The 24,109-nt window shown below is 65.4% G+C and carries 24 protein-coding genes; 11 read left to right on the top strand and 13 right to left on the bottom strand.

What is annotated here, in order from left to right; translation table 11 throughout:
* Positions 1-2: 2 nt before the first annotated feature.
* Positions 3-374 carry a cupin domain-containing protein gene (locus AC0L58_RS02435; RefSeq protein ID WP_473686327.1) on the bottom strand — a complete coding sequence of 124 codons (372 nt, stop codon included), beginning with the start codon at positions 372-374 and terminating at the stop codon, positions 3-5.
* Positions 375-377: 3 nt separating this feature from the next.
* Complete coding sequence (gene gpmA, locus AC0L58_RS02430) at positions 378-1,121, bottom strand: 2,3-diphosphoglycerate-dependent phosphoglycerate mutase (protein ID WP_473686325.1); 744 nt, start codon at positions 1,119-1,121, stop codon at positions 378-380.
* 160 nt (positions 1,122-1,281) lie between these two features.
* Here gpmA and AC0L58_RS02425 point away from each other — a divergent pair, with 160 nt between their 5' ends.
* The gene (locus AC0L58_RS02425; protein WP_473686323.1) at positions 1,282-1,941 is read left to right on the top strand and encodes a DUF4097 family beta strand repeat-containing protein; all 660 of its coding nucleotides are present in this window, start codon (positions 1,282-1,284) and stop codon (positions 1,939-1,941) included.
* A gap of 78 nt (positions 1,942-2,019) precedes the next feature.
* Here the strand turns inward: AC0L58_RS02425 and hemF are convergent, their stop codons facing one another.
* A complete protein-coding gene (hemF, locus tag AC0L58_RS02420) occupies positions 2,020-2,922 on the bottom strand; it encodes an oxygen-dependent coproporphyrinogen oxidase (protein ID WP_473686321.1) in 903 nt (300 codons plus the stop codon).
* Between the two features lie 128 nt (positions 2,923-3,050).
* Positions 3,051-3,755: a YdcF family protein gene (locus tag AC0L58_RS02415; protein ID WP_473686319.1), complete on the bottom strand. Its 705-nt coding sequence runs from the start codon at positions 3,753-3,755 to the stop codon at positions 3,051-3,053.
* A gap of 380 nt (positions 3,756-4,135) precedes the next feature.
* On the opposite strand from AC0L58_RS02415, the gene AC0L58_RS02410 reads away from it, so the two are divergent.
* The 4 genes from AC0L58_RS02410 (at position 4,136) to AC0L58_RS02395 (ending at position 8,558) form a co-directional block, all read left to right on the top strand.
* A complete protein-coding gene (locus tag AC0L58_RS02410; RefSeq protein WP_473688532.1) occupies positions 4,136-5,329 on the top strand; it encodes a beta-ketoacyl-[acyl-carrier-protein] synthase family protein in 1,194 nt (397 codons plus the stop codon).
* The gene (locus AC0L58_RS02405) at positions 5,326-6,135 is read left to right on the top strand and encodes a beta-ketoacyl synthase chain length factor (RefSeq protein WP_473686317.1); all 810 of its coding nucleotides are present in this window, start codon (positions 5,326-5,328) and stop codon (positions 6,133-6,135) included. Before AC0L58_RS02410 ends, AC0L58_RS02405 begins: the two co-directional genes overlap by 4 nt.
* Positions 6,132-6,899, top strand: a complete 768-nt coding sequence (locus AC0L58_RS02400; RefSeq protein WP_473686315.1) for a glycosyltransferase family 2 protein — start codon at positions 6,132-6,134, stop codon at positions 6,897-6,899. The genes AC0L58_RS02405 and AC0L58_RS02400 overlap by 4 nt, the downstream gene beginning before the upstream one ends.
* 66 nt (positions 6,900-6,965) lie before the next feature.
* A complete protein-coding gene (locus AC0L58_RS02395) occupies positions 6,966-8,558 on the top strand; it encodes an NAD(P)/FAD-dependent oxidoreductase (protein ID WP_473686313.1) in 1,593 nt (530 codons plus the stop codon).
* Between the two features lie 21 nt (positions 8,559-8,579).
* Here AC0L58_RS02395 and AC0L58_RS02390 read toward each other — a convergent pair whose 3' ends face one another.
* From AC0L58_RS02390 to hppD, 7 genes are all read right to left on the bottom strand, one after another.
* On the bottom strand, positions 8,580-9,341 hold the full coding sequence (locus AC0L58_RS02390; protein WP_473686311.1) for a helix-turn-helix domain-containing protein: 762 nt from the start codon (positions 9,339-9,341) through the stop codon (positions 8,580-8,582).
* 35 nt (positions 9,342-9,376) lie between these two features.
* Entirely contained in the window at positions 9,377-10,777 is a 1,401-nt protein-coding gene (gene hemN, locus AC0L58_RS02385; protein WP_473686309.1) for an oxygen-independent coproporphyrinogen III oxidase, read from the bottom strand.
* A gap of 183 nt (positions 10,778-10,960) precedes the next feature.
* The gene (locus AC0L58_RS02380) at positions 10,961-11,947 is read right to left on the bottom strand and encodes a fumarylacetoacetate hydrolase family protein (protein ID WP_473686307.1); all 987 of its coding nucleotides are present in this window, start codon (positions 11,945-11,947) and stop codon (positions 10,961-10,963) included.
* Positions 11,948-11,957: 10 nt separating this feature from the next.
* Positions 11,958-12,362: a TA system VapC family ribonuclease toxin gene (locus AC0L58_RS02375; protein ID WP_473686305.1), complete on the bottom strand. Its 405-nt coding sequence runs from the start codon at positions 12,360-12,362 to the stop codon at positions 11,958-11,960.
* On the bottom strand, positions 12,356-12,598 hold the full coding sequence (locus tag AC0L58_RS02370) for a hypothetical protein (RefSeq protein ID WP_473686303.1): 243 nt from the start codon (positions 12,596-12,598) through the stop codon (positions 12,356-12,358). Before AC0L58_RS02370 ends, AC0L58_RS02375 begins: the two co-directional genes overlap by 7 nt.
* A gap of 64 nt (positions 12,599-12,662) precedes the next feature.
* Positions 12,663-13,955, bottom strand: a complete 1,293-nt coding sequence (hmgA, locus tag AC0L58_RS02365; protein WP_473686301.1) for a homogentisate 1,2-dioxygenase — start codon at positions 13,953-13,955, stop codon at positions 12,663-12,665.
* Positions 13,956-13,967: 12 nt separating this feature from the next.
* Positions 13,968-15,062, bottom strand: coding sequence for a 4-hydroxyphenylpyruvate dioxygenase (gene hppD / locus AC0L58_RS02360; RefSeq protein WP_473686299.1), 1,095 nt, complete (start codon positions 15,060-15,062; stop codon positions 13,968-13,970).
* A 110-nt stretch (positions 15,063-15,172) separates the two neighbouring features.
* Between hppD and AC0L58_RS02355 the strand changes: the two genes are divergently transcribed.
* Positions 15,173-15,640 carry a MarR family winged helix-turn-helix transcriptional regulator gene (locus tag AC0L58_RS02355; protein WP_473686297.1) on the top strand — a complete coding sequence of 156 codons (468 nt, stop codon included), beginning with the start codon at positions 15,173-15,175 and terminating at the stop codon, positions 15,638-15,640.
* Between the two features lie 71 nt (positions 15,641-15,711).
* Here the strand turns inward: AC0L58_RS02355 and AC0L58_RS02350 are convergent, their stop codons facing one another.
* Positions 15,712-17,223 (bottom strand): peptide MFS transporter, encoded by a 1,512-nt coding sequence (locus AC0L58_RS02350; RefSeq protein WP_473686295.1) that lies wholly within the window; start codon positions 17,221-17,223, stop codon positions 15,712-15,714.
* 91 nt (positions 17,224-17,314) lie between these two features.
* Complete coding sequence (locus AC0L58_RS02345) at positions 17,315-18,163, bottom strand: tryptophan 2,3-dioxygenase (RefSeq protein ID WP_473686293.1); 849 nt, start codon at positions 18,161-18,163, stop codon at positions 17,315-17,317.
* Between the two features lie 403 nt (positions 18,164-18,566).
* Between AC0L58_RS02345 and pdhA the strand changes: the two genes are divergently transcribed.
* From pdhA to AC0L58_RS02320, 5 genes are all read left to right on the top strand, one after another.
* Complete coding sequence (pdhA, locus tag AC0L58_RS02340) at positions 18,567-19,667, top strand: pyruvate dehydrogenase (acetyl-transferring) E1 component subunit alpha (RefSeq protein ID WP_473686291.1); 1,101 nt, start codon at positions 18,567-18,569, stop codon at positions 19,665-19,667.
* A 3-nt stretch (positions 19,668-19,670) separates the two neighbouring features.
* Complete coding sequence (locus AC0L58_RS02335) at positions 19,671-20,651, top strand: alpha-ketoacid dehydrogenase subunit beta (protein WP_473686289.1); 981 nt, start codon at positions 19,671-19,673, stop codon at positions 20,649-20,651.
* Positions 20,652-20,756: 105 nt separating this feature from the next.
* On the top strand, positions 20,757-22,118 hold the full coding sequence (locus tag AC0L58_RS02330; RefSeq protein ID WP_473686287.1) for a dihydrolipoamide acetyltransferase family protein: 1,362 nt from the start codon (positions 20,757-20,759) through the stop codon (positions 22,116-22,118).
* Between the two features lie 239 nt (positions 22,119-22,357).
* Positions 22,358-23,257 (top strand): DUF2306 domain-containing protein, encoded by a 900-nt coding sequence (locus AC0L58_RS02325; protein WP_473686285.1) that lies wholly within the window; start codon positions 22,358-22,360, stop codon positions 23,255-23,257.
* Between the two features lie 94 nt (positions 23,258-23,351).
* The gene (locus tag AC0L58_RS02320) at positions 23,352-24,053 is read left to right on the top strand and encodes a DUF4386 domain-containing protein (RefSeq protein ID WP_473686283.1); all 702 of its coding nucleotides are present in this window, start codon (positions 23,352-23,354) and stop codon (positions 24,051-24,053) included.
* Positions 24,054-24,109: the final 56 nt, after the last annotated feature.

Genomic DNA, 24,109 nt, shown 5'->3' with positions numbered 1-24,109 from the left:
GTTCAGACACCAGCAAGTTGCTGCGCTATCGTGCGGGTGCGGGCGGTGACCTGATGGCCACTGTGCAAGGTCGATTTGCGTTCAATCAGCAGGATCAGGCATTCGGCCGCGGCCACCGGGTTGTGGCGCACGCCTTTGGGCACCACGAACAACTCGCCTTCATCCAACTCCACCGCACCTGCTTCCAGCTCGATGCGCAAGTGGCCGGCGAGGATCATGAACAGCTCGTCCTCGTCGTCATGGCTGTGCCAACCGAACGTACCGAGCACCTTGGCGACCTTGAGATAGTTGTCGTCCAACTCGCCGATCACCCGCGGCGACCAGTACTCGGTCAGCGCCGCCGCCGCTTGCCGTGGCGCGATCGCCGTCGACATCAGCTACTTCGCCTTGCCCTGGTTGGCCACCGCCGCCATCTTGGCGGCGATCGCGTCCGCGTCGCCGAGATACTCGTGGCGCAGCGGCTTCATGGCATCGTCGAATTCGTACACCAGCGGCACGCCGTTGGGGATGTTCACGCCCACGATCTCTTCGTCGGAAATATCGTCGAGGTATTTCACCAGTGCACGCAGGGAATTGCCGTGCGCCACCACCATCACCCGCTGGCCGGCCTTGATCGCCGGTGCCAGCACCTCGTGCCAGTACGGCAGCACGCGGGCCACCGTATCCTTGAGGCATTCGGTGTCGGGGATGTCGTTCGGGTCGAGCGAGGCATAGCGCGGGTCGTGCACGGATTCATTCGCGCTGCGCTCCAGCGGCGGCGGCGGAATGTCGTAGCTGCGACGCCAGATCTTGACCTGTTCCTCGCCATATTCGGCTGCGGTCTCGGCCTTGTTGAGGCCGGTGAGCGCACCGTAGTGACGCTCGTTGAGGCGCCAGTCGGTCAGCACCGGCAGCCACATCAGGTCCATCGCGTCCTGCACGCCCCACAGCGTGCGCACCGCACGCTTGAGCACCGACGTATGCGCCACATCGAAGCTGAAACCCGCGGCCTGCAGCAGCCGTCCGGCCTCGCGCGCCTCGGCCATGCCATGCTCGGTGAGATCGACATCGGCCCAGCCGCTGAAGCGATTGTCGAGGTTCCACTGGGACTGGCCGTGGCGAATCAGTACGAGCTTGTGCATGGTGGTGTGCATCGTGGTGAGGTCAACTGCGCATGGTGAACGTCGGCTCCGCCAGCGTCAAATACCACCCCTGCCACAGGTCACGCTAAACCCCTTCGGCGTTTGGCGCATCCCAGATGGAGTCACCCAACCCGGGTTCACCAACCAAATGGAGACCACCATGCGTCGAATCCCGACCACATTCATGCTTGCCGCGCTGGCCTTGTGCCTGCCCGGCTTCGCCAGCGCCCATCAAGGCGACATCGACAAGGTCAACGGTTCCGTCCAGGTCGAAGCTGGCCAGCAGGCGGGCGACGTCAGCACCGTCAATGGCGCAGTACACGTCGGGAACGGTGCCACCGTGCAGAAAGCCGGTACCGTCAATGGCGCCATCGAGCTGGGCGACCATGCCCAGGCCGCCGCGCTGGACACGGTCAACGGCGCCATCACGCTGGGCAGCGCCAGCAAGGTCGGCGGCGACGTCAGTGCGGTCAACGGCAGCATCCGCCTGGACAAAGGGGCCGACGTCAGCGGCAAGCTCGGCAACGTCAATGGTGCGATCAGCCTGACCGAGGCGCACGTCGCCGGCGGCATCGAAACGGTGGGCGGCGACATCACGATCGGTGCGAATTCACGCGTCGAGGGCGGCATCCTGGTGAGCAAACCCGGCGGCTGGTTCCACTTCAACCGGCGTACACCGGTCGTGGTGATCGGCCCCCACGCCGTGGTGCAAGGCACGCTGGATTTCAGACGCGAGGTCGAACTGAAGGTCAGCGACAGCGCGCAGATCGGACCGGTCAAAGGGGCCACGGCGGTGAAGTTCAGCGGCGAAAACCCCTGACCGAACGTGTAGGAGCGCACCCTGTGGGCGAATGCTCTTCGAAACGTGACCAAGAGCATTCGCCCACAGGGTGCGCTCCTACAACCAGTCGCGGGGGCGCAGGTAGTCCGCCAGTCGAGCCTCTTCGGAACCGGGTTCGGGGGTGTAGGCGTACTCGAAACGCAACCGCGGCGGCAGGCTCATCAGGATCGACTCGGTGCGTCCGCCGGACTGCAGTCCGAACAAGGTGCCGCGGTCGTAGACCAGGTTGAACTCCACGTAGCGACCGCGCCGGTACAGCTGGAATTCCCGCTCGCGCTCGCCGTACGGAGCGTCCCTGCGACGCTCCACGATCGGCAGGTAGGCATCGAGAAAACCCTGTCCCACGTCGCGCGTGAAGGCAAAGCAGCGCTCGAAGCCGCCCTCGTTGAGATCGTCGTAGAACAGCCCGCCGACCCCGCGCGTCTCGTCGCGGTGCTTGAGATAGAAATACTCGTCGCACCATTTCTTGTAGCGCGGATAGACCTCGGCGCCGTATGGCTCGCACAGGTCGCGTGCCACGGTGTGCCAGTGGCGCACATCCTCGTCCTGCGGGTAGAACGGGGTCAGGTCGAAGCCGCCGCCGAACCACCAGACCGGCTCCACGCCTTCCTTGCTGGCCTCGAAATAGCGCACGTTGGCATGCGTGGTCGGCACATGCGGATTCTTCGGATGCAATACCAGTGAAACACCGGTCGCGATGAAACTGCCGCCGGCCAGCTCGGGGCGATGCGCAGTGGCGCTGGGCGGCAATTGGTTGCCGGACACGCGCGAGAAGTTGACGCCCGCCTGCTCGAACACGCCGCCATCGCGCAGCACGCGTGTGCGCCCGCCACCCCCAGCCGGCCGCGTCCACGCATCCTCGGTGAAACACGCGTCGCCATCGACCTGTTCAATGGCGGCACAGATGCGATCCTGCAATTCACGCAGGAAGGTTTCGGCGAGGTCGGCTTGCTGGCTCATCGTGGATTCCGTCAATGGGACAGCGCGAGCTTAGCAAGGCGCGCGCAGCGATTTGCTGCGACCCGGCGTCGCGGCGAGCTGAGCTGGATCAGGCGGCACCAGCTACACTGTCGGCGGCGCGTTGCCCCTCAGCTGATGCGCGCGGCCATGCGCCGGTGTCCGATCAGCTTGGCCCAGCGCATGCCCAGGTCGATCCACATCACGTAACTGGCCTCCATCAGCAGCCGGCCCAGGTAGCGCGGCTGCAGCGACAGGGCAACCTCGGCAGCCACCGGCACGCTGTCTAAACCCAATCGCTGCGCCAGCATCAGACAACGTGCCATGTGATAGCGACTGGTGACCAGCGCCACCGAGGGCAGCCCGGCGCCGACGGACGCCAGCTGCAGCAAGCAGCGCGCGTGACGCAGGTTCTCCAGCGAATCCATCGAATCCTGTTCCAACTCGACCCGGGTCCGTTGCGGCAGGCCGTTCTGCAGCAGCCACTCCAGGCCCGCCGCCGCTTCGCTGCGCTGGCCATCGCTGCAACCACCCAGCAGCAACAGATGGTCGGTCCGCGCGGCCTGCACCAGCGTCAGTGCGCGCCGCAGCCGTTGGCAGTAATCGTGCTGCGGCAGGCCGGCTTCCAGTCGACGTCCGAACACCAGCACCACCATGCGTCGCGGCGGCAGCAGCGGACTGCGCGCGGCGACCCGGCACACGTGGATCAGGTAGCCCAGCCATATCAGTCCGCCACTGAGCAGCAGCGCCAGCAAGCTCACCAATCCGGCGTGCAGCACGTCGAGATCGCGCAAATAGCGCCGATGGCGAGACGGAGCGAATGGCTGGCTGGACACGACGCGGCGGATCCTTGCAAGGGGCACCCAGCTTAACCGGCAAGCGCGCTGTTCGCGTCGCCTTCATGCCGCACTGGCCACGATGCCGTGACGTCCGACACGCCACGGCGGGGGGTCTGTCCCCACCCGGCCGAACATGCGGCGCGATCACCAAAGACTGACAGACTCCTAGGAGCCTGTCGGACTTTGGTGGTCGAGGCGAGAATTCGGCTGTGCGAGGATAGATTTTCGACGGTTCGCCGGCCCATGGTGGTTCCATGGGCCAAGAATCGGCGGAAATATAGACCGCGCAGGCGGATTCGCAGGCCGGCCAACCAACGTCCGACAGACTCCTAGGCAATGTCCGGCACCCCCGTTACGCTTTCCCGATGCCCATGCCCATGACACCACTCGCGGTCACCGCGTACACCGCCACCACCGCGCTCGGCCACGGCCTTGGCGCCCAGCATGACGCGCTGGCGCATGCGCGCACCGGCTTGCGCCCGAATGACTTCAGCAGCGAGGCGCTGGCGTGCTGGATCGGCCGGGTCGACGGCGTGGAAGCCGCACCGCTGCCCCCGGCCCTGATTGACTGGGAATGCCGCAACAACCGACTCGCGTGGATCGGTCTGCAGCAAGACGGCTTCATCGAGCAGGTGCGTGCAGCGCGCACGCGCTACGGCGCAGCCCGCATCGCCCTGCTGCTGGGCACCTCGACCGCCAGCATCGGTGCCACCGAGGAGGCCTATCGCCGGCTCGATGCCGATGGCGGATTTGCCGATGACATGCTGCGACCGGCCATCCACGCACCCCATTCGCTGGGAGCGTTCGTGGCCGCCGCACTCGAGTTGACCGGGCCGTGCCTGACCGTGTCCACTGCGTGCTCCTCCAGCGCCAAGGTGTTTGCCTGCGCCGAGCGGCTGATGCGGCTGGGCCTGGTCGATGCGGCGGTCGTCGGCGGCGTCGACACCTTGTGCGACAGCGTGCTGTTCGGCTTCAACGCGCTGGAGCTGGTGTCCACCACGCCATGCCGGCCATTCGATGTGGCGCGCGACGGCATCTCGATCGGCGAGGCGGCCGGCTTCGCCCTGCTTGAGCGCGTGGAGCGAGCCCCCGACACGCCCCGGTTGCTTGGCTACGGTGAAGCCAGCGACGCCCACCACATGTCCACCCCTCACCCGGAAGGTCTGGGCGCGGAACTGGCGCTGAAGGATGCGCTGGTCCGTGCCGGCCTGGAGGCGTCCCGGGTCGACTACATCAACCTGCATGGTACGGCGAGCCAGAAGAACGACGAAGTCGAGGCGGCGCTGGTCAACCGCAGTTTTCCTACCACGACGCGCGCCAGCTCGACCAAGGGCTACACCGGCCACACGCTGGGCGCCGCCGGCATCGTCGAGGCGGTGATCGCCTTGCTGGCGATCGAGCATGGGCTCGTCCCCGGCAATCTCGGCGGCGAATCGCCCGATCCGGATTGCGGCGGGTCGTTCGCCTGGCACAACGAGCAACGGCGCATCGATGTGGCGTTGAGCAACTCGTTCGGCTTCGGTGGCAACAACGCGTGCCTCGCCTTCGCTCGCGCGGGGTTCACCGCATGAGCACGTTGCGGGTATGGGTGGAAGGTGTGGGCTTGTGGTCGCCGGCGCTGGGCGATTTCGCCGCGCTGGGCAAGCTGCTTGACGGAGAATCCCCCGCGCCGCCGCCGAAGCGTCCGGCTGCCACCGTGTTGTCGCCCAACGAACGCCGCCGTGCGCCGGAGAGCGTGCTGCTGGCGGTCGAAGTGGCCGGCCAGGCGGTGGCCATGAGTGGACGCGATGCGGGCACCCTGCCCTGCGTGTTCGCCTCCTCCCACGGCGACCAGCCGATCACCGACTACATGTGCGCCACGCTCGCGCACGCGCCGGCTGAGCTTTCGCCGATCCGTTTCCACAATTCGGTGCACAACGCGCCGGTGGGTTACTGGACGATGGCCAGCGGCTGCCACGCGCCATCCACCGCCGTGGCCGCGCAGCGGGCCAGTTTCGGTGCCGGCCTGCTGGAAGCCGCAAGCCAGGTCTTGACCGGGCAGTGCCCCGTGCTGGTGGTGTGCAGCGACACCGCCGGCAGCGGGCCGCTCGGCGAAGTCACCCACTGCACCGAATCGTTCGCCATGGCGCTGGTGCTGGCGCCAACGGCCGGGCCCGCCAGCATCGCGACACTGGACCTGCAACTGCTTGCCGGCCACGCCGACACGTCGCTGCCCGAGCCGCTGGACGCATGGCGCCGCGGCAGCCCGTCGGCAACCAGCCTGGCTCTGCTGACGCTGTTGCACCAGGGCTCCGGTCGCTGCCAGCTCGCCGCGTCGACGGAGCTGAGCTTGCAAGTGGACCTGGCACGCACCGACCACCGGGGGCAGGCCGCATGAACACCGCTGCAGCACGCTGGTGCGTCCTTGTCCCCTGCCTCAACGAGGAGGCGGCGATCAAGTCGGTGCTCGAATCCATACTCGCCCTCGGCGCGCCGGTCATCGTGGTCGACGACGGCTCGGACGACCGCACCCCGGACATCGTCGCCACGCTGTCGGTGACCCTGCTGCGACACGCGCAGCGTCGCGGCAAGGGCGAGGCGCTGCGCTACGGCTTCCGCGAGGCCCTGCGCCAGGGTTACTCGGCGGTCCTCACGATGGACGGCGATGGCCAGCACCTGGCCAGCGACATCCCTCAAATCGTGGCTGCCGCCACGCGTCACCCGGATCACATCGTGATCGGCGCGCGCCTGCTGGACAAGGCGCAGCAGCCGAAGGGGCGCCGCCGCGCGAATGCGGTGGCCGACTGGGGCATTTCCTGGGCCTGCGCGCAGCCGGTGGCCGACACCCAGAGCGGCCAGCGCTGGTATCCACGCGCCGCGTTGGACCTGGTCGACCTGCCGGCCGAGAACTTCGTGTTCGAGGCCGCGATCCTGATCGCGGCCTCACGCGAGAAGAAGCTCGGCATCGTCTCGGTACCGATCGCCTCTCGCTACCATGGCCATTTCCGGGCCAGCCACCTCAGTCCGGTACGCGACGTCACCCGCATCACCACCTACACGATTGGCCGGGTCGTCCATTACGGCAACATCATCGCCAGCTACCGCCGCTCGCGCGCGCGGCCGCGCGTGATCGAGCCGGTGGCGTCCGTCGCCGTCGATTAGCGCCGAAGTGCAATACCTGCCCGGAACGTTGCACAATCGGAGCCTGACCAACGGAGCGCAGCGCTGATGAGCGGCACGACGCACGATGTGGTGATCCTGGGCGGTGGGCTGGCCGGGCTGACACTCGCGCTCCAATTGCGCGGTGAATGCCCCGAGCTGGACATCGTGGTGCTGGAACGACGCACCCATCCACTGCCAGTGGCCGCGCACAAGGTCGGCGAGTCGACGGTGGAGATCGGTGCGCATTACCTCGCCGACACGCTGGGCCTGCGCGATCACCTGGAAACCGCGCATATCCACAAATTCGGATTCCGCTTCTTCTTCTCCGACGGTTGCGATGACCTGGGCGCCGTCACCGAGCTTGGCGTCAGCAAGGTGCTGCCCACGCCGAGCTATCAGGTCGATCGCGGCATCCTGGAAAACTTCCTGTACGACGAAGCGCTTCGCCGCGGCATCGACGTGCGCGAGGGCACCCGCGTGCTCAGGTTCGAGCTTGGCCATGGCGGCGCGGCCCACCACACCGAGTGCGTGGACCAGGCAGGCGAAACCGCGCGGCTCACCGCGCGCTGGCTGCTCGATGCGTCCGGCCGCGCCGGCCTGATCCGGCGTCGCCTCGACCTCACCCGCGACAACGGCCATCATGCAAATGCGGTCTGGTTTCGCCTCGATGACCGCATCAAGATCGATGGCTGGTGCGGCGAGCCCGACTGGCAATCGCGATGCACTCCGCCGGAACGCTGGCGCTCGACCAACCACCTGTGCGGCCCGGGCTACTGGAGCTGGCTGATTCCGCTGGCCTCCGGCGCGCACTCGATCGGCATCGTGGCCGACGCCGCCATGCACCCGATCGCCTCGATGAACTCCTTCGAGCGTGCCTGCGACTGGCTGGCCACGCACCAGCCGGCGCTCGCCCGCCAGGTGCAGGGGCGCACGGACAAACTGCTCGATTTCGCCTTCTTCCGCGATTACTCCTACGCCAGCGCCCGCGTGTTCAGCGCCGACCGCTGGGCGCTCACCGGCGAGGCCGGCCCCTTCCTGGACCCGTTCTATTCACCCGGCACGGATTTCATCGCGATCGCCAACACCTACATCTGCCAGCTGGTGAAGCACGACCTCGCCGGCCGGCAACTCGCTCCGTACGTGCGCTTGTACGAGCGCCTGTTCGGGTCATTCTACGAAAGCACGCTGTGCCTGTTCCGCCATCAATATCCGCTGATGGGGAACGCGCAAGTGCTGCCGATCAAGGTGATCTGGGACTATGCCTACTACTGGGGCGTGCTGTGCCAGCTGGTGTTCCAGCAACGACTCACTGATGCACCGCTGTACGCCGACCTGGCCAGCGAACTGGGCCTGGCTCGGACCTTGAACGAACGCATGCAGGGTTTCTTCCGGCGCTGGCACGCACATTCGGCGAAACACAATCACCCGGTCATGCTCGACCAGCAGGACCTGCCCTGGTTCGCCGACATGAATGCCACGCTGCACGATCAACTGGACGACGCATCGCTACGCACGCGACTGCGCCAGAACGTGGCCTTGCTCGAGGGTCTTGCCGCCACCATCGTCGAGCGCGCCACCGCCGACGGCGGCAACGCGTTGCACGGCGACATGAGCGATCTTGCCCAGACACGGATGCGACCGCTGTTGTTTGCCGCCTGAACCTGCCCGCGGAAGCGAAGATCAGTCGGGCAGCAAGGCCTGCCCGGTCTGGCGCAACTTGACCGGGTCCAGCAGCTCCAGCTCGCGACCCTCGATGCGGATCAACTCCTGCGCGCGGAACCGACTCAACACCCGGCTCACCGTTTCCGCGGCCAGTCGCAGGTAGTTGGCAATATCGCCGCGCGACATGCTGAGGTGGAAACGGGTGGCGGAAAAACCACGCGCTGCGTAGCGACTGGCCAGATCCATCAGGAATGCGGCCACGCGTTCGTCCGCGCTGTGGTCGCCGGCCAGCAGGCTGGCGCTGCCCAGTTCCTTGCTCAGCATGCGGAACAGGTGTTTCTGCACGGCCGGCACACGCGACGCCAGCGCGCTCATGGCGGGGAACGAGAAGCGGCAGAAGAACGCGGTGTCCAATGCCACCGCGTCGCAAGGGAAATGCTCCGGGTAGATCGCGTTGAGGCCGATCACCTCGCCCGGCAGGTAAAAGCCGAGCACCTGCTCGCGCCCCTCCTTGTCGACCATGCGCGTTTTCACCGTGCCCGAGCGCACCGCGTAGATCGCCCGGAACGGATCGCCGGTACGGAAGATGTGTTCGCCTGCGCGGAACGGCCCCACGTGCTCGACCAGGCACTGCAGCTCGGCCAGCTCGGGCTTGCCATAGCCGGCAGCAAGGCACGCGCTGGAAAAGGCACAGGTGCCGCAGAAATGCGTCTCGTCGCCGTCGTCGGCAATCGGGTTGGGCGGCTCGGGCAGTCGGCCTGCCGGGTGCTTGGATTGCATGATGCTGGTTGCTTGCCTGGTCGGGGCTGCGGAAATCAGATCACGCGCGAGTAGCGCGCTGCCTGTGCCGCGTCGTCGAGATAGGCGTCGAAGCACATGGCGATGATACGCAACAGCAGCCTTCCCCGCGAGGTCACCTGGATCCGCCTGGCATCTTCGAGCACCAGACCGTCCTCGATCAGCGGCGCCAGCCGCTGCCGTGCCTGCACGAAATACTCGTCGAAGCGCAGCCGATGGCGTGCACCGAACTGTTGCTTGTCGACGGTGCCATGGCACATCAACTCGTTGATCAGCGCCCGCCGGATCAGGTCATCCTCGTCCAGCTCCAGTCCGCGCACGACGGGCAGGCGTCCCGCGTCGAGCGCCGCGTAGTAGCCGATCAGGTCACGCGCATTCTGGCTGTAGCTGTCGCCGACGCGGCCGATGGCGCTGACCCCAAGTCCCACGATGTCGCACTCGCCGTGGGTCGAATAGCCCTGAAAATTGCGCTGCAAGGTCCCGGCACGCTGCGCCAGCACCAATTCGTCGCTGGCCTTGGCGAAGTGGTCCATGCCGACATAGACGTAGCCCGCCGCCGACAGCTGCGCCACGGCGCAACCGAACAGCGCGAGCCGGGTCGCCGCATCAGGCAGGTCCGCTGCGGCGATTTGCCGCTGCGCCTTGAACATCTCCGGCAGGTGCGCGTAGCCATACACGGCCACACGATCGGGGTTGAGCGCCACCACCTGGTCCAGCGTGCGACTGAAGCCCTCGACGGTCTGGAACGGCAGACCGTAGATGAGGTCGACGCTGGCCGAGCCGAATCCCGATGCACTCGCCGCGTCCAGCACTTCGCGCGTCTGCTCGAAACTCTGGATGCGGTTGACCGCCTTCTGCACCACCGGGTCGAAATCCTGGATGCCCACCGAGATCCGGTTGAATCCCAGCTTGCCCAGGGCACGCACGTAGTCGCCGTCGGCGAAACGCGGATCGATTTCGATGCCGTATTCGCGCTCGGCCGCCTGGCTGAAACTGAAGTGTCGCGCCAGTGATTCCAGCAGCTCGCCCATCTGCGTGGCATCGAGGAAGTTCGGCGTGCCGCCGCCGAAGTGCAGCTGGCGTACCGGCCGGTCGCGGTCGAATTGCGGTGCGATCAGTTCGATCTCGCGATACAGGCGTTCGAGATAACGCTCGGCCTGGGTGAGGTCGCGGGTGATGATCCGGTTGCAGCCGCAGTAGAAGCACGGACTCATGCAGAACGGCACGTGCACGTACAGCGACAGCGGCCGCGGAATCGGCTCCTCGTTGGAGGCGCGGATGACGCCACGCAGGGCGGACTCATCGAACTCCGCGGTGAAGTGCGGCGCCGTGGGGTAGCTCGTGTATCGAGGCCCGGCGACGTCGTAGCGCGCGATCAGGGCCGCGTCGAATTCGGGGGGAGTGATGGCTTTGTTCATGGGGCGGAGTCTGTCGACTGCGCCTTGCGGCCGCCTTGATCCGTGTCAATTGCGGGATCACTAATTCGGCGTCTTGACCGGAAAGGCCGGCGGGCAGAGCCCGCCCTACGGCACAGCAATCGGGCGATGTACCTCCGACGATCGTAGGGCGGGCGCTGCCCGCCGATCTGCGCGGTCGACAGGTCAGGCGCGGTACGGCTCGACTTGCTGTTCGATCGAACCGAAAATGGACGCACCAGCCGCATCGGTGATGTCGATCTTCAGGTGGTCGCCAAATTTCAGGAACGGCGTGGTGGGCTTGCCGTCACGCAGGGTTTCGACCGTGCGCTGCTCGGCAAGGCAGGAGGCGCCCTTGCTGGTGTCCTCGTTGGCAATGGTGCCGGAGCCGACGATGGTGCCGGCGGTGAGCGGGCGGGTCTTGGCTACGTGGGCGACCAGCTCGGCGAACGAGAACTGCATGTCCACGCCGCATTCGGCTTCGCCGAACCACTTGCCGTTGAGCCAGGTGCGCATCGGCAGGTGCAATTTGTCGCCCTGCCACGCATCGCCCAGTTCGTCCGGTGTCACCAGCACCGGCGACAACGCCGAACGTGGCTTGGACTGCAGGAAGCCGAAGCCCTTGGCCAGCTCGCCGGGGATCAGGCCGCGCAGGCTGACGTCGTTGATCAGGCCGATCAGCTGGATGTGATCTGACGCCTGTGCCGGCGTCGCCGCCATCGGCACATCGTCGGTGACCACCACGACCTCGGCCTCAAGATCGATCCCGAAGTCCTCGCTCGGCACCACCACCGGATCGCGCGGACCGAGGAAGCCGGCGCTGGTGGCCTGGTACATCAGCGGATCCGTGTAGAACGATTTGGGCACCTCGGCACCGCGCGCGCGGCGCACGCGCTCCACGTGCGGCAGGTAGGCCGAACCGTCGACGAACTCGTAGGCGCGCGGCAGCGGCGACGCCAGTGCGGCCATGTCCAGCGCAAACGCACCGCGGGCCTTGCCGGCGTTGAGCTGCTCGGACAGCGCATTGAGTCGCGGCGCCGCGTTCGACCAGTCGTCCAGCGCCGCCTGCAGCGTCGGCGCAATGTCAGTGGCCTTCACCGCGTGGGTGAGCTCGCGATTGACGACGATCAGCGTGCCGTCGCGGCCGCCCTGTTTCAGTGATCCGAGTTTCATGGGGGAGTCCTCAGGTTGGTATCAGTTCGGCGACGTCGTCGTGCAGCGCCGCCAGGCCGCGGTCGAGCGTAACCAGGCGCCCGTGGTGTTTGCGCGCCAGGGCGGCGAGGTAGGCGTCGGTGACCTGCTTGTGGCCGAGCACGCCGTGCGGGCGAATATGCGCATACGACAGGTCGTCCGGCCAGAACCGATGGCGCGGATCGGCAGCAAGCTTGGCCAGTTCGCGCTGGGCATCACGCATGCCATCGTGTTCGCTGATGCGCACGATCCAGCGGGTCAGCGCACCCTCCACGACGGGACAGGTCGCGAATTCGCCGCGCAAGGCAACGAACCAGTTGCGCGCGATGGTGTGGTGCACGTGGTCGCCTGCGAACAGCGCGATCAATACATTGGCGTCCAGCAGACGTGTCACCATTCGTCGTCCAGCGCCCTGACCTCGTCGATGGTGACGGGTCGACCGGTGCGGAACACGCCGAGGCCGGTTTCGGGATCGACATCGTAATTGCCCGCCGCATCGCCCACGCTGGCCGGCGCCTTCAGTCCGCGCAGCGCCAACTCCACCACCAGCTTGCTGAAGCTGACGCCCTGCTGACGCGCCAGGCTCGTGAACAAGGCATGCTCGCGTTCGGGAATGTCCAGCGTGGTACGCATGAGGGCTTCCGGTCGATACGGTCGACTGCATCATGATGCGATCGCATCATGATGTCAATTTTCATCAAGGTTCCTTGAAATGCTTGCGCAGTCCCTGCCAGCACTGCTGGTAGTCGCCCTGCAACTGCGGCGCGTCCAGCGCCTGCCGGGTCGGACGGATCACCTTGCGGGTCTCGAACATGAAGGCCATGGTGCCGTCGATCACATCCGGTTTGGTCTGATCCGCGCTCGACGCCTTCTCGAAGGTGGCCGCATCCGGGCCGTGTGCGCTCATGCAGTTGTGCAGCGAGGCGCCGCCCGGCACGAAACCCTCGGCCTTCGCGTCGTACACGCCGGTGATCAGGCCCATGAATTCGCTGGCCACGTTGCGATGGAACCACGGCGGCCGGAACGTGTGCTGCGCCACCAGCCAGCGCGGCGGGAAGATCGCAAAGTCCATGTTCGCGGTGCCTGGCGTGTCGCTGGCCGAGGTCAGTACGGTGAAGATCGACGGATCGGGATGGTCGACGCTGATCGAGCCGATCGTGTTGAAGCGGCGCAGGTCGTATTTGTACGGCGCACAGTTGCCGTGCCAGGCGACCACGTCCAGCGGCGAGTGGCCGATCGATGCCGTCCACAGCCCGCCCTGGAATTTGGCGACCAGCTCGAAATCGCCTTCGACGTTCTCGAATGCCGCCACCGGCGTGAGGAAATCACGTGCGTTGGCCAGGCAGTTGGAACCGATCGGGCCGAGTTCGGGCAGGCGCAGCAGCGCACCGAAATTTTCGCAGATATAGCCGCGCGCCTCGCCATCGAGCAGGTCGACGCGAAAACGCACACCCCGTGGAATCACCGCGATCTCCTGCGGCTCGAGCTCGATCACGCCCAGCTCGGTGGCCAGACGCAGGCGACCCTGCTGCGGCACGACCAGCAGCTCGCCGTCGGCATCGTAGAAGAATCGACCCTGCATCGACCGGTTTGCCGCATACAGATGGATGCCGATGCCGCCCTGCTCGGCCGCGCCGCCATTGCCGGCCAGGGTCACCAGGCCCTCGATGAAGTCGGTCGGCGCCTCCGGCAGCGGCAACGGGTCCCAACGCAACTGGTTGGGCGTGGCTGGCGTTTCGTCGAAGCGATTGTGGAAGGTGGCGTGCGCCAACGGTTGGAACGGCTCGTGCACGGCCGCCGGGCGAATCCGGTACAGCCAACTGCGCCGGTTGAGATGGCGCGGCGCGGTAAACGCGGTGCCCGACAACTGCTCCGCATACAGACCATGCGCCACGCGTTGCGGCGAGTTCTGGCCGACCGGCAAGGTGCCGGCGATCACTTCCGTGGCAAATTCGTTGCCGAATCCCGACTGGTAACTGCGTACGTCCATCGCAGAAGCTCCTCAGAGGAAACCACGCTTCATCTGGTCGCGCTCGATCGATTCGAACAGCGCCTGGAAATTGCCTTCGCCGAAACCTTCGTTGCCCTTGCGCTGGATGATCTCGAAGAAGATCGGGCCGATGTTGTTCTGGGTGAAGATCTGCAGCAGCAGGCGCTTCTTCGTCTCCATGTCGGCATCGATCAGGATCTTGTTCTTTGCCAGCCGCGGTACGTCTTCGCCGTGGTTGGGAATGCGTTCGTCGATCACCTCGAAGTACGCATCCGGCGTGTCGAGGAACTCCACGCCCGCCGCGCGCATCTTTTCCACCGTGGCGTAGATGTCATCGGTGAAGCAGGCAATATGCTGGATGCCCTCGCCCTTGTACGCATCGAGATACTCGTTGATCTGGCTTTTCGGGTCGTTCGACTCGTTCAGCGGAATGCGCACGATGCCATCGGGCGCGGTCATCGCCTTGGACACCAGGCCGGTCTTGGCGCCCTTGATGTCGAAGTAGCGGATCTCACGGAAGTTGAACAGCTTCTCGTAGTAATCCGACCACTTCTGCATGTTGCCGAAGTGCAGGTTGTGGGTCAGGTGGTCGATGAAGGTGAGCCCGAAACCGGACGGATTCTGCTCGGCGCCTTCGACCGGCACGTAGTCACCGTCGTAGATGCTGCCGGCATCGCCATAGCGATCGACCAGGTAGAGCATGCAATCGCCAATGCCCTTGACCACCGGCGCGGACACGGCCTTGCTGGCCTCCTTGTGATCAACCGCCTCGCCGCCATTGCCCAACACCTTGGCCAGCACCTCGGCCGCGGGCTTGCGGAAGCGGATCGCGAAGCCACAGGCGCACGGACCATGCTTGTCGGCAAAGTCGGCGGCAAACGAATTGGGATCCTCGTTGACCAGGAAGTTGACACGGTTCTGGCGGTACACGGTGATCGGGCGCGACTTGTGCTTGAGCACCGCCGTGAACCCCATGCGTTTGAACAGATCATGCAACTCGCCGCCACGGCCTTTCGGCGCGGCAAACTCGACGAATTCGAAGCCGTCGATACCCATCGGGTTCTCGAACGTGGTGACCTGCATGCCAAGATTGGGCTGGGCGTTCATGGCGCTCTCCTGTGTGTCGGTGCACGTCGGCAGCTGCCAAGCGTGCCACCATCGAGGTAAGTCCCACGTTATAGTTACAAATGCAACTAATTGCAAGGAGTCCAGCCGCCATGCCTGCCACACGCAAGCCCGTTCCCGCCAGCGCCGAGCACGCGCCGCTGCAGCTGGAACACTTCCTGCCCTATCGTCTTTCGATCCTGTCCAACACGATCAGCCAGACCATCGCCAGCGACTACCAGAGCCGCTACGACATCTCCATGACCGAATGGCGGGTAATGGCCGTGCTGGCACGTTTCGAAGGCATGTCGGCACGCGAGGTGGCCGAACGCACCGCGATGGACAAGGTGGCCGTGAGCCGCGCGCTGGCACGCCTGGTGGAAGCCGGACGCGTGAACCGCGACACGCACGATGGCGACAAGCGCCGCTCGGTGCTCAGCCTCACCGACGCGGGCTGGGCCATGCACGACGAAGTCGCACCGATGGCTCGTGCGCGCGAACGCGAAGTGCTGGCCAAGCTGGATATCGAGGAGCGCGCATGGCTCACGCGCATCCTGGACAAGCTGCTGGAGCAGAAATGAGTGACCAGGAGTGAGCGGTGAGCAACAGCGGCTCTCTCTAACTCCTCACTCCTCTCCACTCACTCCTCGCTTCACCGCACCCCGTGCATCAGCCTGTTGATCAACGGCGCGATCAGGAACAACAGCACGCCGCCACCGAACAGGATCCAGAAGCCCATGGTGTAGCCGGACAGGGCCGAGGCCACGGTCATGCCTTCCTCCCCGCTGACGCTGGCGGCGAACAGGCCGGCCAGGTTGTTGCCGATGGCGGTGGACAGGAACCATCCGCCCATGCCCAGGCCGACCAGGCGCACCGGCGCCAGCTTGGTCACCATCGACAATCCGATCGGCGACAGGCACAGCTCGCCCGCCGTCTGCAGCACGTAGCACAGCACCAGCGTCCACAGCGGAATCAGGCCGTCGCTGCCAACCAGGCTGGACAGCGCATACATCAGCACCGCGAAGCCCAGCGCATTGCCGATCAGGCCCAGACCGAACTTGCGCGGAATCGATGGCTCCGCGCCGCGCTTGTCCAGCCAGCCCCAGATCAGGGCCACCAGCGGTGCCAACACCACGATCGCCACCGGGTTCACCGACTGGAACCACCCGACCGGGAACTCCCAGCCGCCCAGGATGTTCCTTTCCACGATGTTCTGCGCCAGGAAGTTGAACGAGCTGCCGGCCTGCTCGAAAAACATCCAGAACAACACGTTGAAGGCGAAGATGATCAGCATCGCGATCACCCGTTGGATCTGCACCCGGCCGGTGCGGATCGCCTCGATCACCAGCATCACGCCGACGCCGACGAACAGCAGCGTCAGCAACCACTGGATAACGACAGCGCCGGCGCGATCCATCAGCAGATAGACCAGCGGAACCGCCACCAGCACGCCGAGCGTCACGTAGACGACGCGCGCCTTGCTGGCAATCTCCGGCGCCGGTCGACCGACGTCTCCCAGTTGGCGTCGACCAAACCAGAACCAGACCAGGCTGATCAGCATGCCCACGCCCGACGCGGCGAACACCACGTGGTAGTTGTCCTGCTGCGGCGTGCCAAAAACCTGCTCGGCGAGGTAGCTGGTGAGGATCGGCGCAATCAGCGCGCCGGCATTGATGCCCATGTAGAACAGGGTGAAGCCGCGATCGCGACGTGAATCGCCCGGGGCATAGAGCTGCCCGACCATCGAGGAGATATTCGGCTTGAACAGGCCGTTGCCCACGATGATGGTGGCCAGGCCGAGCATGAAAATCTCCCGGTTAGGCACCATCACCATGAACAGGCCGGCGGCCATCACCACGGCGCCGAGCAGGATCGAGCGTTGGTAACCGATCACCTTGTCGGCGATGTAGCCGCCGAACACTGCGGTGGCATAGACCAGCGCCAGGTACGCGCCGTAGATGCGACTGGCATCGGCCTGCCCGGCATCATTGCCGCCGTGGAACTGCGCCACGATGTACAACGTGAGCGCCCAGCGCATGCCGTAGAACGCAAAGCGTTCCCAGAACTCCGACATGAACAGCATCCACAGCGGTTTCGGGTGACCGAGCAGCTGCGGGTATTCGGGTACCGGCCGACGGTCATCGGCGATGGTGGTATGGCTCATGCTGACCCCTGGTGTTTCGATTGATCGAAAGAAAATGCGACGCCAGATGTAACCGGAGCCCGCGCGATCGTCAAATGCGCTGCAGCAGCGTTCAGCTTCCCAGTACGGTGCGCACGTCCAGCAACTCCGGGAAAAACTCCAGGTCGAGGGCCTTCTTCAGGAAACTCACCCCGGACGAGCCGCCCGTTCCGCGGCGATGGCCAATGATCCGCTCCACCGTCTTCATGTGGCGGAAGCGCCACAGCTGGAAGCTCTCTTCGACATCCACCAGTTGCTCGCACATGTGGTACTCGGGCCAGAACGAGGCGCGCTCCTCGTAGATGCGCTTGAGCACAGGCAGCAGATGCTCGTTGCGCCGATACGCGCAGGTCCAGTCGCGTTCGAGCAGTTCGGCCGGCACCGCATGGCCGCGACGGGCCAGGTAGCGCAGAAACTCGTCGTACAGGCTGGGCGCTTCCAGCACCGCGCGCAGCTCGGCCTGCCCGGCCGGATCGTGGGCGAACACCTTGAGCATGTCGGCGTTCTTGTTGCCCAGCAGAAATTCGATCTTGCGGTATTGCAGCGACTGGAAGCCGGAAGACGGGCCCAGCACGCCACGAAATTCCAGGTATTCCGATGGTGTCAGTGTTTCCAGCACGGCCCATTGCTCAAACAGCTGGCGCTGCACCTGCTTCACCCGCGCCAGGATCTTCAGGCACGCATCCACGTCGTCGCGCTGCAAGTGCGCCAGTGCCGCGATCAGTTCGTGAATCAGCAGCTTCATCCACAACTCGGACACGTGATGCTGCACGATGAACAGCATCTCGTCGTGATGCGGTGGCTGGCTCAGCGGTTGCTGGGCCGACAACAACGTATCGAGCTGCAGATAACCGCCGTAGGTGATCTTTCCGTCGAGATCGGTCTGGATGCCTGCCTCGAGATCGCGCTGGTTGTCGCTCATGGGGTTCCGTCGCGTGGTTGGGAAACGCTGATGGTAGCGGCAGCCCGCCGCTCCGGGCCTTGATCCGTGACAATTGGATCGCTCCACCGCATTGAACGAGTTCGTCACCCGCGCGGCTGGACGGGTGGCGAAAGCTGCTGCGCCGCTTGATCGAGGACAGGGTGCCCGACGCACGGTTCAGTTACGATGGTGTCGTGAAAAGCCCACTGCAGCCGCGGGCTGGCGCGAATTTTCAGTGGCTGCGCGGCCCCCGCCGTACGCCTTCGAATGCTGCACTGTACCTTGCAGCGCAACATGCGCTCCTGTTATCAAGCGCGGTCTTGTGCAGTCGTTTGTGTCCCGCCGATCCGTGCGGGACACGCGCAACCAGGTTTCCCCTCTTGTCATCACCCCGGAGCGAGTCGTGACCATCGCCGCCAAATTCGAAATCGAATACCTGCAATACCTCGACACCGAGGGCAAGGAGGTCCGCAAGGACCTGCCCGCCTTCGCCAAGGATCTCGACCACATGGTCGAGCTGTACAAACTGATGATGTCGACCCGCGTGTTCGACGCCAAGTCGATCGCGCTGCAGCGCACCGGCAAGCTCGGCACCTATGCCAGCTGCCTGGGTCACGAAGCGGCCCATGTCGGCATCGGCAGCGCGATGAAGCCCGAAGACGTGCTGGCCGTCAGCTACCGCGAGTACGGCGCGCAGCTTTATCGCGGCGTGCAGCCACGCGAGGTCTACATGTACTGGGGCGGCGACGAGCGCGGCAATGATTACCAGACCGAGCCGGCGCGGCACGATTTCGCCTGGTCGGTACCGATCGGCACCCAGTGCCTGCATGCGGCCGGTTCCGCGCTGGCGTTCAAGATTCGCGGCGAGAAGCGCGTGGCGGTGTGCACCATCGGCGACGGCGGTTCGTCCAAGGGCGACTTCTACGGTGCGATCAACATCGCCGGCGCGCAGAACCTGCCGCTGGTGGCGGTCATCGTCAACAACCAGTGGGCGATCTCGGTGCCGCGCAAGATCCAGTCCGGCGCGCCGACGCTGGCCCAGAAAGGCATCGCGGCGGGCCTGTACTGCATCCAGGTCGACGGCAACGACATCATCGCCGTGCGCAAGGCGATGGAAGACGCGCTGGAGCGCGCGCGCAACGGTGAAGGCGGCAGCGTGATCGAGGCGGTGACCTACCGGCTCGGCGACCACACCACGGCCGACGACGCACGTCGCTACCGCGGCAAGGACGAAGTCGACGAAGCGTGGGCGAAGGAGCCGATGAAGCGCCTGCGCAACTGGCTGGTGAAGAAGAAAGTGTGGGATGACGCGAAGGAGGAAGCCTGGAAGGCCGAGTGCGACGAGTGGATGGACAACGAGGTCAACGCCTACCTGGAGACCAAGACCCAGCCGGTGACGGCGATGTTCGACTACATCTTCGCCGAGGTCCCGGCCGACCTCGCCAAGCAGCGCGACTACGTCCTGTCGCTTGAAAACCAGCCCGAATCCAACAAGGGTCACTGAGTCATGGCACAAATCACTCTCATCGAAGCAGTCACCCAGGCGCTGGCCTACGAGATGGCACACGACGAATCGGTCATGGTGCTGGGCGAGGACGTCGGCCTCAACGGCGGCGTGTTCCGCGCCACCCAGGGCCTGCAGGAAAAGTTCGGCGAACTGCGCGTACTCGACACGCCGCTGGACGAAACCACCATCGCCGGCGTCACCGTCGGTCTGGCCGTGCAAGGCATGAAGCCGGTCGCCGAAGCGCAGTTCGAAGGCTTCATCTACCCGATGATGGAGCAGATCGCCTGCCACGCCGCGCGCATGCGCAACCGCACCCGTGGTCGGCTGACGGTTCCGGCCGTATGGCGTGCGCCTTGGGGTGGCGGCATCCGTGCCCCGGAGCATCATTCCGAGGCGAACGAGCACCTTTTCACCAACATTCCCGGCCTGCGCGTGGTGCTTCCGTCATCCCCGGCGCGTGCCTACGGCCTGTTGCTGGCCGCGATCCGCGATCCGGATCCGGTGATCTTCTTCGAGCCCAAGCGCATCTACCGCCAGTACAAGGAAGATGTGCCGGACGACGGCGAGGCGCTGCCGATGGACGTGTGCTTCGTGCTGCGTGACGGTTCCGACGTGACCCTGGTGACGTGGGGCTCGCAGGTGAAGGAAACGCTGGAAGCTGCCGACGCGCTGGCCGAGCAAGGCATCAGCGCCGAAGTGATCGACGTGGCCACGCTGACCCCGCTGGACTTCGACACCATCGCCGAATCGGTGCAGAAGACCGGCCGCTGCGTGATCGTGCACGAAGCCCCCAAGACCGCCGGCTTCGGCGCCGAGATCGCGGCCCGCGTGGCCGAGGAATGCCTGTACGACCTGCTAGCGCCGGTCGAGCGCGTCACCGGTCCGGACACGCACATCCCGCTGTTCCGCCTGGAAATGAAATACCTGCCCAGCGTGGAACGCATCGTTGACGCGGCCAAGCGTACGCTGGCGGTCAGCTGAGCTGACCAACGGGATTCGGGATTGGGGATTCGGGATTTGTCAAAACAAAGCCCGCTCCGCACCTACCGAATCCCGAATCTCGAATCCCAAATCCCGGACAAAAAAATGGCTGACATCAAGACGTTCTACCTCCCCGACCTCGGCGAAGGCCTGCCCGATGCAACCGTGGTCGAGTGGCACGTGAAGGTGGGCGACACCATCAAGCTCGACGCCCCGTTGTGTTCGATGGAAACCGCCAAGGCGGTCGTCGACGTGCCCTCTCCGTACACCGGCAAGGTGACCAAGCTGCACGGTGCCGAGGGCGATGTGATCGAGACCGGCGCCGCGCTGGCGGAGTTCGAACCCGATCCGAACGCAAAACAGCGTGCCGAATCGCAGGACACCGGCCATCAGCATGGCCCCAAGAGAACCGAGGCCGCACCGGCCCCGGCACCCGCCCCCGCGCCGGCACCCGCTGCGACCAAGGCCGATCGCGAGGACGAAGGCACGGTGGTCGGCGCGATGGTCAGTGGCAACACCGTGCACGTGGAACAGGCGGCCAGCATCGGCGGCGTCAAGGCCGTGCCGGCCGTGCGAGCGCTGGCGAAGAAGCTCAAGGTCGACCTGACCCGCGTGCGCCCCAGCGGCGCCGATGGCGTGGTCACGATGAAGGACGTCAAGGAAGCCGCCGCGAATGGCACGGCTGCGCTGGGCGCCGCACCCGCGCGGGGCGTGCCGGCTTCCGCGGGTCGTCATCTCGCGCCGGAGCTGCCGCAGGCCGAACCGCAGCGCGGCCCGGTTTCGCTGGCCGGCAAGCCGGTGCGTACCGCGCCGCCGTCGCAGACCGCCAGTGGCCAGCCGGAACAGCTCAAGGGCGTACGCCGCAACATGGCCCGCGTGATGGCCGACGCCCACGCCCAAGTCGTGCCGACCACCCTGGTCGACGACGCCGACCTGCACGGCTGGATCGGCAAGCAGGACATCACCGCCCGGCTCATCCGCTCCATCGTCGCCGCCTGCAAGGCGGTGCCGGCGCTGAACGCCTGGTTCGACGGCAAGAACCTCAGCCGCACCATGCACCCGCAGGTGGACATCGGCATCGCGGTGGATACCGACGACGGCCTGTTCGTGCCCGCGCTGCGCAATGCCGACGTGCTCGATGCCGCCGGCATCCGCACCGCGATCAAGCGCCTGCGCACGCAAGTCGAGGATCGCACCATCCCCGCGTCGGAACTGTCCGGCTACACCATCAGCCTGAGCAACTTCGGCATGTTCGCCGGCCGCTACGCCACCCCGGTGGTGGTGCCGCCGACCGTCGCCATCATCGGCGCCGGCAAGCTCAGCCACGACGTGGTCGCCGTGATGGGCGGCATCGAAGTGCACCGGCGCATGCCGATCAGCCTCACCTTCGATCACCGCGCCGCCACCGGCGGCGAAGCGGCCCGTTTCCTCAAGGCGCTGCTGGACGATCTGTCGTTGCCGAACTGATGCGAACCATCGTGGTTCGATAGCATGGAGCGGGCGCCTTGCTGGCGCCCGTTCGTTTTGTGATCGAGCAAATTTGCGTGCACGGGCGCATTTCAATACCTGCAAGCACTTCGCATCCCGCAACTCGTCGTCTCTGCCCGCCTCTGGGCTACCTGAGACCGTCGCCCGTCGCCTGGCGTCTTCCGCGCTGATTCGCCGGAAACAACACTGTTCCGGAACGCACCCCGGAACAGGCCGCCATGACTCCTCCGCTCGACGCGACGACTCTCCCCACCGGCTCACGCCCCGCGGGCGCTCCGCGGGCGAGCCGACAACCGCCACTCACTGCCTCTCGGCGCAGTGTCTCGTCCAGCCGGGCAACCAAGGCGCTGAAATTCGCGGCCACAAGCTGGTTCGTGGTGGCCGCCGTGGGCCAGCTGATGTTTCTTGCCTACCTGTTCGGCTTCTACGGACGCACCGCGCTGCTGGGTCAGTTCGAAGCCTGGAACCAGGTGTTTCCACGCAGTCACATTGCAGGCGATCCCGTGCACAACGTCGTCGTGGCGATGCATCTGGCGTTCGCCGCGTTGATCACCGGCGGCGGATTGCTTCAGTTGACCACGGGAGTACGCCGCCTGTTTCCCCGCTTCCACCGCTTGAACGGCCGCGTGTATCTGGTCTCCGCTTTCGTGATGGGTCTCGGCGGCCTGGTCATGGTGTGGACGGGAACCCGCGTGGGCGATCTGTCCCAGCACATCGCAATCAGCATCAACGCCATCCTGATCATGTTGTGCGCCGTGATGGTCTTGCGTCATGCACTGGCCCGTCGCTTTGCGCTGCATCGGCGCTGGGCGCTGCGCCTGTTCCTGGTGGTGAGTGGTGTGTGGTTTTTCCGCATCGGGCTGACCTTCTGGATCATGCTGAACCAGGGGCCGGCGGGTTTCGACCCGCAGACGTTCACCGGACCGGCGCTGACCACCATCGCCTTCGCCCAGTACCTGCTGCCACTGGCCCTGCTCCAGCCCTACTTCCACGCGCAAGACCATGGCGGAACGCGCGGCCAGCTGGCCATGGCATCAGGCCTGCTTGCCTCGACGCTGGTCACTGCAGTGGGCATTTTCGCGGCAACGATGATGCTGTGGCTGCCGCATCTTCGCTAGGCGTCGCCCGTCGCTCGCAACCGCTGCAACGTGAACCTTTGCAGGGTCTCAATCGCAACGAAAAGCACGATCAGACTACAGGGAGACAAACACAATGCATCCGCTCGATCGAACGGCACGACTGGCGGGATTCCTGTACCTGCTGCTCGTGATCACCGGTTTCTACACACTCATGTATGTGCCCGGCAAGTTGTTCGTGCCCGGAGACTCAGCCGCGACGGCCAGCAACATTCTGGCGCACCAGTCGCTGTTTCGCGCCTATATCGCCATCGAATTCCTCTCGGAGCTGTTCTTCATAGCCACCGTCCTGGCACTGTCTCAACTGCTCAAATCGGCGGGCCCGCGGCTTGCCATCCTGATGGTGCTGCTGGTACTGCTCGACGCGCCACTCGCATTCGCGGGTGTCGCCAACGACATAGCCGCCCTCTCCTTCCTGCGCGGTGGCGATTTCCTCGCTGCATTCGACCCGGCGCAACAGCAGGCAGTGGCCATCCTGCTACTGAAGTTGAATGATCATGCGACTCTCGTATCCCAGATGTTCTGGGGGCTCTGGCTGTTGCCGCTCGGTTGGCTTGCCTGCCGCTCGGGCTTTGTACCCCGCCTGCTCGGCATCTGGCTGATCGTCAACGGCCTGACCTATGTCGTGCTGAGCGTCATGGGTTTGCTCTGGCCCGGCTACCCGGAGATAGTCTCCACGATTGCCACCCCGATACTCCTTGGCGAGGTGGCATTCACGCTATGGCTGTTGATCGCGGGCGTGCGTGTACCCGCGCCGGTCGCCGCCGTATCACCATAGCGCCGGCCCGACGCACCTCGGTCTGCGGAAGTGTGGCTCGGCGTGGCGCCAGATAC

Source organism: Rhodanobacter sp. G2-10 (assembly GCF_055809185.1).
The sequence above is the reverse complement of the archived record's forward strand: the minus strand, read 5'-3'. Positions and strand labels throughout refer to the sequence as shown.